The sequence below is a fragment of the Vreelandella stevensii S18214 genome, from assembly GCF_000275725.1.
Classification (GTDB): Bacteria; Pseudomonadota; Gammaproteobacteria; order Pseudomonadales; family Halomonadaceae; genus Vreelandella; species Vreelandella stevensii.
This window is the reverse complement of sequence record NZ_AJTS01000049.1, coordinates 263,593-279,139: the sequence shown is the minus strand read 5'-3', so window position 1 is coordinate 279,139 and position 15,547 is coordinate 263,593. Positions and strand designations below refer to the sequence as shown.

The window sequence follows — 15,547 nt, the reverse complement described above, 5'->3', positions numbered from 1 at the left end:
CAGAAGGTCATAATAGTTGACAGGCTAACGTTTCCTACTGACGGCCAAGGGAGTACGCCATCGTGAACCAGTCGATCGAGCCAGCCGATACGAGCCAGCATTCCGCCCTGCGCGCAGGTTTTCAGGGTGTTCGCGAAGCCATCCCTCTGCTGGGTGGCTATGTGCCCGTTTCGCTGTCGTTTGGCCTGGTCGCGACCCAGGCAGGCTTCACGACCTGGGAAGCCGCGATCATTTCGGCCCTTATCTACGCTGGCGCCTCGCAGTTTCTGTTCGTGGGCATGATCGCGGCTGGCGCGCCGCTGTGGCTGGTGGTGGCGTTGACCCTGCTGATCAACGTGCGCCATGTGGTGTATGGGCCGAACCTGGCGCCTTTGCTACCCCGTAGCCGCCACTGGCCCTGGCTGATGCACGGCCTGACCGACCAGGTATTTGCCCTGGCGCTCACCCGCCTGCCGCAGCTCCCCGAGGCCAAGCGCTTTGGCTGGTTCGTGGGCGCGTCGCTGCTGGCCTGGGGGGTGTGGATCATAGGTACCATCGCCGGAGCCAGCGGTGGCGAAGCCGTCACCGCCCGCTGGCCATTGCTGGGAGACATCATGCCCTTTGCCCTGCCTGCGCTCTTCCTCACCATGGTGGCACCGCGCTTTACCAGCAAACGCTGGGCGGCCGCCACCACTTGTACAGTGCTGGCCGCACTGGGCTTGACTCTGGCAGGCTGGAGCAATGTGGCCATTCCGCTGGCGGCGGCCTGCGGCGCCTTGTGTTTCTACACCCTGACCTTTCGCAGCCGGGAGCACACGCCATGAGCACATCACTTTGGATTGCCGTGGTGATATGCGCGCTGGGCACGCTATTGATGCGGGTGGTGCCCTTTCTGTGGATGCAGCGCCGCCTGGGTAGCGACACCGGCCTGAATGCCATGCCCCAGTGGCTGGTGATTCTCGGCCCGCTGATGATTGCAGGCGTGCTGGGGGTTTCCATCGTGCCCGTCAACCCCAGCCCGACCTCGTGGCTCGCCACGGCCATCGGGCTGAGCGTGACGCTGCTGGTATGGCGGCGCCTGCGCTCCCTGGGCTGGCCAGTGGCGGCGGGGGTGGCGGTATTTGGGGTGGTGGAAGTAGGATTCGCACTCCTTTGATAATGCTTTGCATTACTTTTTACAACCTGTCATGCTTTTTGCCTCGTTTCAGGACTCCAGGGCAAGCATGTTCACGGCCAACTTTTCCTCTCTGGGCGGCGGGCGCCGTTTATGTGCAGCGTGGTCGCTGCTGCTGACGGCTTACCTGACCGCCCTTACCGCCTCTGCCAAACCACCCGAGCCACAGATCGTTACGCTTTACCAGGGCGCAACCGACAGTGCCGTCGCACTGGGCATTACTCCCATCGGCGTCGTGGATGCCTGGCTGGAAAAGCCCATGTACCGCTACCTTCGAGCGCCCCTGGCGGAGGTCGCCCATGTGGGCCTGGAGACTCAGCCCAACCTGGAAAAAATTGCCTGGTTGAGACCCGATGTCATCGTGGCGACGGATTTTCGCCATCAGCGCATACAGCCACTGCTCTCTGCCATTGCGCCCACGGTCACGGCCGATAACGTGTTCGACTTCAAGCACACTCTGAACATGGTGGCCGAAGCCACTGGCCGCGAAGCCGAAGCCACCGCTCTGCTACAGCGTTGGGCTGCCCGTGTCGACACGTTTCAACAGCAAATCGCCCACGCTCTGGGCGAAGCGTGGCCCCAGCAAGTCGCGGTCGTGCGGTTCAAAAGTGACCATGTACGCCTCTATTCGGGTGGGTTTGCTGGTTACATTCTGGATGAGCTGGGGTTCGAGCACCCCGAGACGTTAGACACCCATGGCTGGGGCATGAAGCTGACCAGCCCGGAAAACATCCCGCTGTTGAACACGGACGTGCTGTTTATTTTGCTGGAGCCGGACCCGGCCATTCTCGGCAACTACCAGCGCTGGTCAGCACACCCTCTGTGGCAGCAGCTGGAAGCCGTGCAGCAGCAGCGTGTGTTCGAGGTAGACCCGGTCAACTGGATGATGGGCGGCGGTATTCTGGCTGCCAACGCCATGCTGGACGATCTCTTCCGACACTATGCGCTCCCCATGGATTGCAGCGCTGCCCTCTCTGCACCGGAGGCAGAGGTGCCCACATGCTGACCGGTCACACCGCCAAAAGCAGCGGCCTGTTGGTGTCTGGAGCGGCCCTCGCGCTGGCCTTTCTGCTCAGTATAAAGATGGGGCCCACCGAAATTGCCTGGCCTACGCTGTGGCAAGCGCTTGTCGCGCCAAATCCGGCCAGTGTGGACCACCTCATATTGCACACCGAGCGACTACCTCGCGCGGTGGTGGCCACGCTGGTAGGGGCCAGTCTGGCCATGGCAGGCGCGCTGATGCAAACCATCACGCGCAACCCACTGGCATCGCCTGGCATTTTAGGGATCAATGCCGGGGCGATGTGCTTTGTCGTGATCGCTGTCTCGCTGCTTCCCTTGCCCACCCCCGGCCACTACGTCTGGGCGGCGTTACTGGGAGCTTTGGTGGCAGCGCTACTGGTCATACTACTGAGCAGAGGCCCGCGTGGGGAGCTGCCACCGCTGCGCGTCGTTCTGGCGGGAGTGGCCGTGACGGCCATGTTCGTTTCGTTCAGTCAGGGGCTGTTGGTGGTCGATCAGCAGAGTTTCGAAAACGTGCTCTACTGGCTGGCGGGCTCGGTATCCGGCCGTGACCTTGGCCTGGTAGCGCCCTTGCTGCCGCTGTTTGGGGGTGCACTGTGCCTCTGCGCGCTGCTGGTGCGTCATGCGGATGCGCTGCTGCTGGGGGATGACATGGCCTCTGGGCTGGGGCTGGCGCCCACGACCACCAAGCTGCTGCTGGGGATTGCCGTCATCCTGCTGGCGGGAAGCTCCGTGGCGCTGGCGGGCATGATAGGTTTCATCGGTTTGATAGTCCCGCACCTGGCGCGGGCGCTTTTTGGCACGGGACACCGCTGGCTGTTGCCCGCCTGTGGCTTGCTGGGCGCATGCCTGCTGTTACTGGCCGATGTGGCCTCGCGCTTCTTGATCGCGCCCCAGGAGCTGCCCGTTGGGGTGATGACCGCCCTGCTGGGCACGCCGTTTTTCATCTATCTTGCCAGACGCACCATGGCCGCCCCATGAGACCACTATCCGCGACGCCAACGCCTACCGCCCTTCATTCGGCCCGCTTGCTGCCCAGGCTGACCGCACTGGCACTCTTGCTACTGGCCAGCGCAGCCCTGTCGTTAGGTCTGGGCAGCTTCCCGACCTCTGCCATGGACGTATGGCAGGCGCTGGTGGCGCCCCACACCAGCGAGGTAGCCTTCATTGTCTGGGAGCTGCGCCTGCCGCGCATTCTGCTGGCCATGTTGGTGGGGGCAGCGCTCGCCGTGGCGGGGGCGCTGCTACAAGGCATCGTGCGCAACCCACTGGCCTCGCCGGATGTCATCGGGATCACTAGCGGGGCTGCATTGGCTGCAGTGCTGTTTCTCTCCCTCCTCAGCAGCACCTTGAGCCATCGCTGGTTGCCGGTGGCCTCCATGTTGGGTGCGCTAATAGCGGCCCTGCTGGTGTTTAGCCTTGCCTGGAAAGAGGGTCTTCACCCGTCGCGGATGGTCCTGGTGGGGATTGGTCTGGCAGCCACCATGGGGGCCGGTACGACCCTATTGATCGTGGTGAGCGACGATGCTGCTGCCATGTCGGCTTATGTATGGCTGACTGGTAGCCTCTATGCCGCCCAGTGGGAGGATGTGCGAGGGATACTGCCATGGCTGCTAATAGCGACGCCCCTTTGCTGCTTCTTTGCTCGCCATGCCGACGTCATGGCACTGGGCGATCAGGTGGCCGCAGGGTTGGGGGTCGCTATCACACGCAGCCGAGTGAGCCTGCTGGCCTGTAGCGTCGCCCTGGCCGGTGCCGCCGTGGCCTATGCCGGTGCCCTCAGCTTTGTGGGGCTGATTGCCCCACACCTGGCAGCAAAATGGGTAGGCCGTTCCATGGCGCGGCTGGTGCCTGCCTCTGCATTGGTAGGCGCCTTGATCGTCGTGCTTGCCGATCTTCTGGGCCGAGTGATGTTTCTACCCAAGGACCTGCCCGCAGGCATTTTCGTGGCTGGCATTGGCGCGCCGTTTTTCGTGTATCTGCTGTACCGGTCGCGCCATGCCTGACGATCAGAAATCGAGACGGTACCCCAGCGTCAATGTCCGGCCTCGGCCAGCAAAATAGCGTTCGTCATTGACCAGCGCACTTTGCGAGTAGTAAGTGACGTACTGTTCATCCAGCAGGTTGGATACCCCGACATTCACCCGTCCGACCGGCAGCTGGTAGCCCACGGCGGCATCCATGAGCAGGTAGCCATCGAACTCACGTTCGGGCTCGTCGAAGGTCATGTCGAAAGCATAGTTGGCTTGTACATAGGTCGAGAGCTGGTCGGTCCAGTTGGCCGACCAGCTTGCCACCAGGCGGTCCGGGGCCACATCGATGCCGGATAGCGAGGCATCCAGATTGCCGTCGTCGTTACTGTCGTAGCGGCCACGCATGCGGGAATAGGAGAGCCGACCGGCGTGCTGATCCGTGAACTGGTAACCCACGGCGGCTTCTACCCCCTTGATCTCGGTTTCCTGGCGCGACATGAAGAAGGCGTCGTCACGCTCGATCAAGCGGCTGCCAAAATCAGACGACGACACATAGTAGTTCAACTCGGCAGCCAGCCGACCGTCGTCGTAGCGAACACCGGTTTCGATATTGTCGGTGACGATAGGGCGCAGGTTCTCGATACTGTCGACCGACTGCCCCGGGGTTTGTATGCTGCGCAGCGCACGCCCCACGTCGGGCACGGTGAAACCTTCGGAGTAGTTGGCAAACAGGCTCCAGTGCTGCACGGGCTTCCACACGGCTCCCAGGTTGTAGAGCGTCTCATTGAAGCTGGGGGAGCCCCCTTCCACATCCACGCCATTGCGGGTGTAAAGCGTCTGGTAGTCGTCGATGTTCAGCTTGGCGTACTCGTAGCGCACCCCCGCCGAGAGCAGCAGCGACTCTGCCGGGCGCAACTCCGCCTGAAGGAATGGCGAGAGGTCGGTGTACTCCACCGGCGGCACATAAGTACGCTCGGATTGATAGAGGTACTGCTCGGTGTCATCGAACAGCGTATCGAAGCCCGCCGTGAGCGATAGGCGATCATCCAGCAGGTCTTCGCGGGTCAAGCTTACCTTGGTGCCCCACTTGGAGGTATCGGCCATGGTCTGGTCGTAGAAAGTGCCGACGGGGGCATAGGCGGGGTCCTGGAACGTCGCCGAATTATCGGCTCCGAACAGCGCCTCATAATCCTGATAGAACACCTGGGCACTCAAGTGCATGCCTGCCAGATCGTAATGGTCGTAGCTCAAGCCGGTGGTCCAGACCCGGTTATAGGGCGCTTTCCCCTCTGGCGTGCCGCGCTCGGAAGTGGTCACCACGCCATTGGCGCGATCTCCGGTGACACTCAGATAGTTATTATGCCCCTCGATGTTGTAGTGATTGAGGGTGAACTGGAGGCGCTGGTCATCATCGAACCAGTACGCCAACTTGCCAAGAATATCGAACGACCGCGCATCCATCAGATCGCCTTGGGTGTTATCCACCCCCACCGCCTGGCCATTACCATCCAGAAACAGCCCCTGGTCTTCGAGGCTGGCGGAAAACAGATAATCCACGTTGCCGCTGTTGCCGCTGACGCCATAAGTGGTGCGATAGCTCAGGGTATCGCTATCCAGCTCCCGCGTGGGCGTCGTGACCTGAGCCTCTATGTGCTGGTTGAACGACCCTGGCTCTGGGCGCTTGGTCACCAGGTTGATGACGCCCCCTTCCGCGCCAATCCCGTTGGTGGCGTTGGCCCCCTGGATCACTTCGATCTGTTCCACCATGGAAAAATCGATGGTGTGGGCTTCGCGCCCGGTGGGGCGCAGCGGGTTGGATTGAGGAATACCATCGATCAGGATCAAGGGCCTACGGCCACGCAGCGTCTCACCACTGCCACTCATCTTTTGCCGGCTGGGCGAGTAGGAAGGCAGCAGGTTACTGAGAATTTGCGAGGAGTCGCTGGTCAGCTGCAGCTGCTGCTGGATCTCTTCCTCGCTGATGATGCGTACGGTCTGCGGCGAGTCCTCCTTGGTGGTATTGGTTCTCGACGCCGAGACCACCACGGTGGGCTCCGTATTGTTGCGATTGCCTGGCGGCTCTACCTCGATGCTCTCCTGAGCATGGGCCTGACTGGCCGACACCAGACCGGCCAACGTGACGGTCGGCCAAAATACCTGACGCTTCATCGTACGCATGTTCTTTTTATCCCCCTGTGGATCAGTGTGACGTGAACTTCCTGCGCAAACGCAACTCATCACTAAATGATAATGATTGTATTATGCATATAAGGTAAGAAAGATCTAGCCTTGGGGAACGAACCGTTCGATATAATGAAATGACTGAGGGGTATGTCGCTTTGCCTTGGGCGCTCGGTGCCGGGCATCACCATTGAAAATGAGAATGTTTTGAATTAGGGTGCTGAGCTTCGTATTTTCTTGTGAGTTCGCCCATGTCCGCCACGAGCCCTCCCCCTCCTCGCTTGAAAGGCGATGCCCTGCAGGCAGGCTATGAATCGCGACGAGTGCTGGATGGGGTCGACATTGCCGTGGCCGAGGGCAAGCTGACGGTACTGCTGGGCCCCAATGGCAGCGGCAAGTCCACCTTGCTCAAAACCCTTGCCCGCACACTGACCCCGCAGGCAGGGCACGTCTATCTGGATGGCAAGGACATACACCGCAGCAGCACCCGCGAGGTGGCTCAGCGGTTGGGCATTCTTCCCCAGGGGCCAGTGGCGCCAGAGGGTTTGAGCGTGCGGCAGTTGGTGAGCATGGGGCGGTTCCCCCATCAGCGGTTATGGCACAAGGATGCCGAGCGCGACGCCACCGCCATCCGTGAGGCCATGGCCTATGCCAATGTGACGGAGTTCGCCGACCGCAGCGTGGATGCGCTGTCTGGCGGCCAGCGCCAGCGCTGCTGGATCGCCATGGTGCTGGCACAGCAGACCGACCTGATTCTCCTGGACGAACCCACCACCTTTCTCGATTTGAAAGTACAGGTCGATTTGCTGGCACTGCTTTCTCGCCTGGCCCACGATCATGGCCGTACGCTGCTGCTGGTACTGCATGACCTGAACCTGGCCGCCGCCTACGCCGATCAACTGGTCATGATGCGCGAAGGCGCCATTGTGACGCGCGGTTCGCCCAACGACGTCTTTACCGCCGACAATCTCAAGCGGGTCTTTGATCTGGATGCCCATGTGCTGCAAGACCCCGCCAGCGGCAGCCCCATCTGCGTGCCTTTCAAGCGAGCCATGGCCTCATGAAACACACCTTCTGCGCCGACCTGAGCCGCCAGCAGAACGACCCTCTGGCCGGGAGTGCAGCCCACCTGGAACACAACCTGCTGATCAGCTGGCCCCGAGCAAAATGGCTTCGCACCCTGCGTCATGCCAGCGACATGAGCGAACCGCTGAAACACACGCTGGACCGCATTGCCGCCAGCGGGCGCAGAATCAACCTGATTCATCGGCATCATCAGGATCACTATCAGCATCAGGTATTTCTGATGCCGGAAAGGCGCCGCTTCAGCGTGGCCCGCGAGCACCTGGAGACGTTCCTGCACGCCTGGCAGCACGACCTTCCACTGGTGCAATGGGAGCAGCCACCCCCCGAGCACGACCTGATTCTCTGCTGCACCCACGGCAAAAAGGATAAATGCTGCGCCAAATACGGCTACCAAACCTACAAGGCACTGGCCAACACGGTGGCTGATGAGCAGCTTCCCTTCGACGTTTGGGAAAGCAGCCACCTGGGCGGCTGCCGATTGGCGGCCAGCCTCCTGCTACTTTCTCCCGTGCGCAAGTACGGGCGCATCACCCCTGCAGAAGTGGCTGCGTTCCTGCACAGCGAGGCGCGCCAACAGCGCTATTTACCCGGCTATCGTGGCGACTCCCAGCTATCACCCGCCCAGCAGACCAGCCAACTGGCCGCCCTGCACCATTTGAGCGATGCACAAGAACAACCCCACCTGACCCTGCTGAACGACGAAGGCGACGAGCAGCAGCGCCGAATTCAATGGCAATGGCAGCGCCCTGATGGCCAGGGCCAGCTGACCGTTTATTGCCAAGCCACGACGATCCAGCGTGTGGATAGCTGCGCCGACCTGGATCAGGGGCCCACAGAAAGCGTCGTGTGGCGGGCGCATGCTGTCAACGCCGACTGACCCGCCCCCCTGCCGCCGTTACCAGCGGTAGCTTACACTGCCTCTGCCAGGCAACGGCATAGCCCACCATACCCAGCAATCAATGGCGCCATTTCGATATACGTGACCGCGGGTTGCCCGCCGCATCGCCACTTCCGGGTTTTCTAATTGAAGCCACCTGATACGCCGGATAGAATGAATTACCAAATAAAACTTCATGATTGGGTAGATGGCCCGATACCGGAGCCCTCACACCATGGCCAAATTCATCCCCACGCTCACCACCATTCCCCGCATGACCGCTGGCGAGCGACGTGTCGCGCAACGCCTAGATAGCCTGCTGGAAGACGACTACATCGTCTGGTACGACATACCGCTGGGGCAAAAGCGCCGCTACCCGGATTTCATCGTTCTACACCCTGCCAGAGGGCTGCTATTTCTCGAAGTAAAAGACTGGAAGATCGAAACGTTCCGCTCGATCACCCCCGACAGCGTCGAGATCGATACGCCTCAAAGGCGCAAGACCGTCAGTAACCCGCTGGCTCAGGCCCGCCAATGCGCCTTTTCCGCCATCAACCAGCTACAGCGAGACCCGCAGCTCACGCAACGCGACGAGCGTTACCGGGGAAAACTCTGCTTTCCTTATGGCTTTGGGGTGGTCTTTCCCAACATCACTCGGCTGCAGTGGAACAACGCGATTGCCGAAGCCGACCAGGAGCTAGTGCTGCCAAGCCACCTGGTCATCTGCAAGGACGAGATGGCACCCTCCACCGACCCGGAGGCATTTCAGGAACGCCTCTGGAACATGTTCAACTATCGGTTTGGCGAAAAACTGAGCCTTCCTCAGCTCGACAGGATTCGCTGGCAGCTCTTCCCGGAAGTGCGTATCAACGCCCCCACCGGGGACCTGTTCGCTGACGAGGAAAGCAGCGAGACGCCCTCGACCGAGGTCGTGCCCGATATCGTTCGCGTCATGGATTTACACCAGGAACAGTTGGCGCGCAGCATGGGTGACGGCCACCGCGTGATCCACGGCGTGGCAGGCTCCGGCAAGACCCTGATTCTTGGCTACCGCTGCCTGCACCTGGCCCAGGCAACGACCAAGCCGATTCTGGTGCTGTGCTTCAACATCACCCTGGCCGCCAAGCTCCGCTGCTTCATTGCCGAGAAAGGAATTGCCGATAAGGTGCAGGTTCACCACTTCCATGAATGGTGTGGCCTACAGCTCAAGACCTACCACGTGAGCCTGCTGCCAGGTAGCCGCCCTGCTTACGAGCGCCAGGTCGAGAGCGTCATGGACGCCGTGGATCGAGAGCAGATCCCCCGCGCGCAGTACGCCGCCGTGATGATTGACGAAGGCCATGATTTCGAGCGGGAGTGGCTCAAGCTGGTGGTCCAGATGATCGACCCGGACACCAATTCGCTACTGCTGCTCTACGACGATGCGCAGTCCATCTACCGCAAAGGCTCGCTGTCATTCCCGCTGTCGGCGGCTGGCGTTCAGGCGCGCGGTCGCACCACCATTCTCAAACTCAATTACCGCAACACCCGGGAAATTCTCACCTTTGCTTACGACTTCGCACGGGACTTCCTCGAAGCGCACGACACCGACGAAGACCATGTGCCGTTGATCGCACCGGAAGTGGCCGGGGTCAGCGGCCCACCTCCCGCGTTTCGCGACTTCGACAGCGACCAACAAGAGAGCCGCTATCTCGTGCACTGCATCCAGGCGTGGCAACAACAAGGCAGCACGTTAAACAGCATGGCCGTGGTGTACACCAACAACGCCCAAGGGCTTCATTTCCACAAAGCCTTTCAAAAAGCGGGCATTCCCAGCCGCTGCTTACAGAACGCTGCCGACAAACGCGCTTACAATCCGGACGCCAACGAAGTGGTGCTGTTGAGCCGCCAAAGCAGCAAAGGCCTCGAATTCGACACGGTGCTGCTCAGCGGGCTGGGCGCCCTCAGCAACGATGAAGCACAACAAGCCCAGGAAGCCCGCTTGCTGTATGTAGGCATGACCCGAGCCCGCCGCCGCCTGCTCGTAACCAGCAGCCAGGAGAACTGGTACACCAAGCGGTTGAAGGAACTGGCGAGGGCTGGGTGAGGATGATGGGGGTGTGGCGCGTGTTGGGGCTCTTTTAGTCTTGCCCATTGTGGACATGATGAAATCGTTCAAGCGCGGTAAATAATGAAGATGAAGAAAAGGTAAGAGTGAAGAAGTAAGGAAGGTGATGGGCCCAGTAGGACTTGAACCTACGACCAAGGGATTATGAGTTCGCTTTTAAATCAATAAGTTACTGATAACCAAGGGAAAGCGACCGTAATCGAGCGAAAGGTACAGTTCTTTGGAATCAGTAGCTTAGCGAAGTTAGAGGATAGCATACGAAGCTGGTGTGTGTACCGCTGGTGTACCGTTGTCAGCTCCGTATTTTGATACAACTAAGAACTCCTTTCACAAAACCCAGCAAATTAATCGCAATTCTCCCTAATCACGACACCTCATAAGATAATGGCGCCAAACTGGCGCCATTATCAAAACAAAAACAATACCTATACTCCAACCTCAACATCAGATACTATCCTTGGCTCAATTTCAGAAAGAACTTCCGAATATGCATCAAGTATATCAGAAAAGATCTCTTTGTGTTTTGGAGCCTCTAACGTAACAACAAAGGCATACTTTATAACCTCAGCACTTTTTGCACTCACTTCCGCCCCTGAGTCTCTCGCCATATAATGTATTTCGAAAGCTGGCTCGTTCAGCTTATTTCCATTTTTTCTCTTTTCCGCATGTAAAACTGTTTCCCATTTTGCTGCATCTCTTCTCAACTCAGCTTCAGTAGCCTTTTTTACTTGCTGGAAAAAAGACTCTTTCTTTTTTCCTTTATTAGGTACCCATGAAATCTCAACACCCGCCTTTGTGTACATAGACGTATCTTGTGGATCCACATGCGTTGAAAAACAACAAGTGGCACTTATTTTAACCATGCCGCTCACCCCCATTTTCGGAAGCGGGACAGGGACTTTCAAATATTTCCCAGGCAGCAACTCACCCTGATAAAGTATTTTAGCCACGCCTTCTGGAGACTCGATTAAAGCATTAACATCATCTAAAACCATACCCCAGCCAATTTGGCACTGAGGTTGAGCATTCCTTTTTGCCGAGTTAATCAAAAGTGCCTTTATTGCAAGAGGAGTCACATTATTTCCAAATAAAGCACGAATACCAACGGCTTTACGAAGGAGGTAAGGGGATGAGAAACTCGTACCCTGCTGAGGTACAATCATTGAATCTCCTTCACCATTCAGCACATGAAAGTACTGATGATGCGAGCCCCCAAAAGCTAACAAATCTGGCTTTACTCTGCCGGGAGCCCGTCCAGGTCCAGATGCGCTATAAATAGCTTTATTCCAGTTTTCGTCAACTCTATCGGATGCTCCAACAGCAACTGCATTTACACTATCGGAAGGAACCTGCACACGATTCAATCCCAATGCACTATCGCTTTCACCATTATTCCCAGCGGCGACCGTCAAAAATGTCTGCCCGTCAGAAAGATAAGAGTCTAAAAGTGTAGTCCATGGATGTATTTCATCATCATCAATTGGCAAGTCAGGCCCAAGGCTGATGTTAATAAACTCATATTGACGAGAAATAAGAACATCTTCGATATGTGTTAGAGTTCTATAAAGCTCAAGAGGATCTTCTCCACAAATATCTTGATCTAGGACCCTGTAGTGATCAACAAATGTGTAAGGGCGAGGAGCCTCCTCATCAGGACTCAAGGGGCCGAACAGAAAGGCTGACGTTACGCCAAGCCCATGCTCAACCCCTCCTGGGTAATCGTTCGAGTTCGGATCTGACAGCTTGTATTCATTCAACCAAGGGACTAAAGAATGAGATTCTGGTAGGCCTCCATCCAATATAGCTACGCGTATATCAGATGCTAGTGGTGGTGCAGAAGGCAGCTTGGCCCTTGATGAACCTGGCAAGGAGCGGACTAGTGGCCGAAATGATCTCAGGGGCGCCATTGGTCGAACTACTCTAACAAAAGAATGTCGAGCAAGCTCTACTGCCAGTTCTGAATCTCCAATTACCGGTATAAACCATAGATTCGAGACTTCGATGGAAATGTCATCTCTCACTTTAAACCCATGGCTTTCCGCATGAGAGATAAATGATTGCTTTATGAAGTCTGTAGACCCACCAGGAATCAGGTGCACCCCTACTTCAAAGTATCCTGGCTTTGAAGCGGGGTTATCCTTTATTTTTGAGATTTCTGAAATGCTCTCAAAGCTCCACACCTTCATTAAATCATCGATTGCATAATAGTCGTTATCAACCCCGCGAAGCTTTCTCCCAAATTCAGCAAATTTATCAATTTTCCCTGCAATGAATATAGTCGTGGATGGTGAAGGTTTTGGAGCCCCCTTTCTCATCCACTTATCGGGCTTAACCTCTGCAGCTTTGCTCCCAATAGGTCTAACCCCCATGTCCCGAATAAGCTGCTTAGGAAAATGTCCTTTTGCAATGAATGACGGGTGCAGCGTCATTTTCGCCACACCATACCCTCTAGGGCACAGCTTTTCGTCAAGATCAGATAGTTCCCTATTAACTCTTTCTAGCTGCGGAGACAACCTCTCTACGACTTCCTCAACTGTATATAGATCCCTACTCTGTGGGCTCATTCTTGGCGGAGGGGTTATTTTCGCCAGCTCCTCAGCTTTTCCGATAAGATAGTTGGTTTTTTTTGCCATCTTAGACCCTCACGCACAAGTCTGTTCTATTTTTTTACGAATAGTGTCTCGACTAACGCCGAGGAGTTTAGCAGCTTTTTGTTTCGGGAAAGAGAAATCTGACACCAGCTTTACTGCAAACGAAATTCTTTCTTGCCGAGACATCTCGCTCACACTTGGAGACAAATAATGAATGCAATTCTTCTCGAACTCTTTAGGACTTATTAACTTTAGCTTCCTAAGCTTGTTTATAGTTCTTTTGATATTACTATACGACTCACCCTTCTGACTATCAACAAGAAGGTCTACTATACTAGAAAAGCTCTCAATATCGTCACCTAAAAACTCGACAACGGCCTTCCTAACATTCTCTTCACTTGGCAGCTCAAAACCAATGTCTAAGTCAAACCTTCTCCAAAGAGCTGGGTCGACAAGCTCTGGGTGATTTGTAGCTGCAATTAAAACACCCTGCTGTGGCCAATCCTCAATTTCTTGAAGCAATACATTGACTAGGCGCTTTATCTCACCAACATCTGACTCATCACTTCTTTTTTTAGCGATAGCATCTATTTCATCAAGAAACAATACACAGGAATGACTTTTAGCATAATCAAGTACTGACCTTAGATTACTTCCAGTCCTCCCCAGCAAACTGCTCATAACAGCAGTGAGGTCCAATATATACAGAGGCAAATCAAGCTCGCGGGCAAGCCAATGAGCCGTCATCGTTTTCCCGACACCCGGTGGCCCCTGAAAAATAATAGAACTGGTAGGATAAAGGCCATTTTCTTCCAACTTTTCAGAGTATTTCCGCTCCATCACAATTTGCTGGAGAAGCACTTTTACAGAGTTATCAAGCAACGGAGTAGATTCATTTTTACTTTGGAAGTCACGAAGCAGGGAAAGCCCCTCGCCCTGATAGAAGCTTTCTTCTTTAGAATTTGTTTTCCGCAATACACCATTTGATCTTGCTGGCTCTGACTTCAAAAGGTTCTCTAGCTTAGAAGCGTATGCAGGATCTTCCTTTCGCATTCTGCGTATTAATTTAGCCAGATAAAGCCTCACGTCGGAAGTCTTACCTTCAAGCGCAAGCCTTGCGACTTCAAGCATCTCATTCGACAGCTCCACGCCTTCGCCCTCCACAAAGTGACTAAAAATCAATAAACCATGGAATTCTAGCCACATGAAGGAAAAAAGTCAATAAAAACACTAGGAAAGGATTTAAGAAAGGTGCTTAGACAGCGCCATCCGTTTGAATAATAGACACACCAACCCGTACCCGCTACCTAAGCGGAGCCCTCTCGGCTGCCTTGTCGTGGCGGCAAGTTCAACCTGGAAGGCTCAATGGAGACGATCCACAGCTCGGTGTCCATCACCATAGGGAAAAGCACCGGATATCCCCATTCTGGCCATCTGCCGGAAACAGCAGTTCGGCCTCTCCGCGAGATGGCCACCAAGGAAGATAATAAATTCCACTTAGATGCCCGGAATGGGCTGCTGAAATTGCTAGGGGATCAAAGGCCCTGACAATTGCATTGCACAACAGTTCGTTGCAGCAGACTAACCTATCGTTCATCTTGGTGATCCTGCTTCCTTCTCTTCTCTGTCCCCTGACGCGATTGAGCACGCTGTAGCTGCCCCGCTACCTTCTCCTGGAGTTCGTGCCGCTCGGTCTTCATCGGCGGCATGGAGTCCACAAAAGCCGCGATGTGCTTGGCTAGCTCCTGGTCCTCCGGATCTTCGCTCTGATTGAGGTCCTTCGCCGCCGTCAGCCAGGACTTGCGAACATAGGTCTGGCACTCCTTGATACGATCCTCCCAGGGGCGTGACTTCGGTGCTTGACCGGCTCGCTGTTCACGGAAGTCCTCGAGGACCTCCTGAACCTTTGCCTGGTCAACCTGCGCCGTCTGGCCTTTCTCGCGGATGTGGCGAACCACTTGGCTAACGCCCTTCTTGATCACCCCACGGGTGGCACGCGGCGTGGCCTCAGCCTCTACCCCTCGGCGCTCCAGCTCCGTCGCGAAGGCCTCTCGCCACTTCTGCGGGTCGCCCTTCTTAACGTTCAATCGACGGCCGTCATAGCCCAGGCTCTTCACCGTCAGGTGGACGTGGGGGCTTTCCGTGTCGGTATGCAGCGCCATGACATACTGATGGTTCTGACCAAACTGCCGCTTGGCGAACGCTCGGACGGCATTCTTCACGTCGCGCGGCTCAGTTCCAGCGGGCATGGACATGATGATGTTGGTGGTGTCGCGGGTGTTCTTCCGGCGCTTGCCCTGATCCTGCGACCAGTCCTTGGCCAGGGCCCGTACCTCTTCTTTCCCATGAATCACGTCGCCGCGCTCGTCCTCAAGCTCCAGATTGCCGTTGCGGCTGATGTAGTCCAGGTGGGAATGGACATGATCGGCTCCTTTGGCATTACCAGTGATCTTCACCATGACCTCTGGCACTCGACTTGCTACGCGGCGCGCACGCGTCCGATTAGCAGCCCGGCTGCCCTTATGCTTTACAGGGCCTTCCAACAAGTCGGCAATG

Annotated in this window: 12 protein-coding genes; 8 read left to right on the top strand and 4 right to left on the bottom strand. The window is 56.5% G+C overall.

The window, feature by feature from the left end; genetic code table 11:
• Positions 1–62 precede the first annotated feature (62 nt).
• The 5 genes from HSS18214_RS0116430 (at position 63) to HSS18214_RS0116410 (ending at position 4,182) form a co-directional block, all read left to right on the top strand.
• Entirely contained in the window at positions 63–803 is a 741-nt protein-coding gene (locus tag HSS18214_RS0116430; protein WP_016916366.1) for an AzlC family ABC transporter permease, read from the top strand.
• A complete protein-coding gene (locus tag HSS18214_RS0116425) occupies positions 800–1,135 on the top strand; it encodes an AzlD domain-containing protein (RefSeq protein WP_016916365.1) in 336 nt (111 codons plus the stop codon). The genes HSS18214_RS0116430 and HSS18214_RS0116425 overlap by 4 nt, the downstream gene beginning before the upstream one ends.
• A gap of 67 nt (positions 1,136–1,202) precedes the next feature.
• The gene (locus tag HSS18214_RS0116420) at positions 1,203–2,159 is read left to right on the top strand and encodes an ABC transporter substrate-binding protein (protein WP_016916364.1); all 957 of its coding nucleotides are present in this window, start codon (positions 1,203–1,205) and stop codon (positions 2,157–2,159) included.
• Positions 2,153–3,157 carry a FecCD family ABC transporter permease gene (locus HSS18214_RS0116415; protein ID WP_016916363.1) on the top strand — a complete coding sequence of 335 codons (1,005 nt, stop codon included), beginning with the start codon at positions 2,153–2,155 and terminating at the stop codon, positions 3,155–3,157. Before HSS18214_RS0116420 ends, HSS18214_RS0116415 begins: the two co-directional genes overlap by 7 nt.
• On the top strand, positions 3,154–4,182 hold the full coding sequence (locus HSS18214_RS0116410) for a FecCD family ABC transporter permease (RefSeq protein WP_040461307.1): 1,029 nt from the start codon (positions 3,154–3,156) through the stop codon (positions 4,180–4,182). Before HSS18214_RS0116415 ends, HSS18214_RS0116410 begins: the two co-directional genes overlap by 4 nt.
• Positions 4,183–4,185: 3 nt before the next feature.
• On the opposite strand, the gene HSS18214_RS0116405 is transcribed toward HSS18214_RS0116410, so the two are convergent.
• Complete coding sequence (locus HSS18214_RS0116405) at positions 4,186–6,318, bottom strand: TonB-dependent receptor (protein WP_016916361.1); 2,133 nt, start codon at positions 6,316–6,318, stop codon at positions 4,186–4,188.
• Between the two features lie 263 nt (positions 6,319–6,581).
• Here HSS18214_RS0116405 and HSS18214_RS0116400 point away from each other — a divergent pair, with 263 nt between their 5' ends.
• The 3 genes from HSS18214_RS0116400 (at position 6,582) to HSS18214_RS0116390 (ending at position 10,379) form a co-directional block, all read left to right on the top strand.
• A complete protein-coding gene (locus tag HSS18214_RS0116400) occupies positions 6,582–7,394 on the top strand; it encodes an ABC transporter ATP-binding protein (RefSeq protein WP_040461304.1) in 813 nt (270 codons plus the stop codon).
• Complete coding sequence (locus tag HSS18214_RS0116395; RefSeq protein ID WP_016916359.1) at positions 7,391–8,293, top strand: sucrase ferredoxin; 903 nt, start codon at positions 7,391–7,393, stop codon at positions 8,291–8,293. Before HSS18214_RS0116400 ends, HSS18214_RS0116395 begins: the two co-directional genes overlap by 4 nt.
• 235 nt (positions 8,294–8,528) lie before the next feature.
• Positions 8,529–10,379: a 3'-5' exonuclease gene (locus HSS18214_RS0116390; RefSeq protein WP_016916358.1), complete on the top strand. Its 1,851-nt coding sequence runs from the start codon at positions 8,529–8,531 to the stop codon at positions 10,377–10,379.
• 446 nt (positions 10,380–10,825) lie between these two features.
• On the opposite strand, the gene HSS18214_RS18370 is transcribed toward HSS18214_RS0116390, so the two are convergent.
• The 3 genes from HSS18214_RS18370 to HSS18214_RS0116370 form a co-directional block, all read right to left on the bottom strand.
• Positions 10,826–13,033: a S8 family peptidase gene (locus HSS18214_RS18370; protein WP_040461301.1), complete on the bottom strand. Its 2,208-nt coding sequence runs from the start codon at positions 13,031–13,033 to the stop codon at positions 10,826–10,828.
• Positions 13,034–13,042: 9 nt separating this feature from the next.
• A complete protein-coding gene (locus tag HSS18214_RS0116380; RefSeq protein ID WP_016916356.1) occupies positions 13,043–14,197 on the bottom strand; it encodes an AAA family ATPase in 1,155 nt (384 codons plus the stop codon).
• A 380-nt stretch (positions 14,198–14,577) separates the two neighbouring features.
• Positions 14,578–15,450: a relaxase/mobilization nuclease domain-containing protein gene (locus HSS18214_RS0116370; protein ID WP_237718637.1), complete on the bottom strand. Its 873-nt coding sequence runs from the start codon at positions 15,448–15,450 to the stop codon at positions 14,578–14,580.
• Positions 15,451–15,547: the final 97 nt, after the last annotated feature.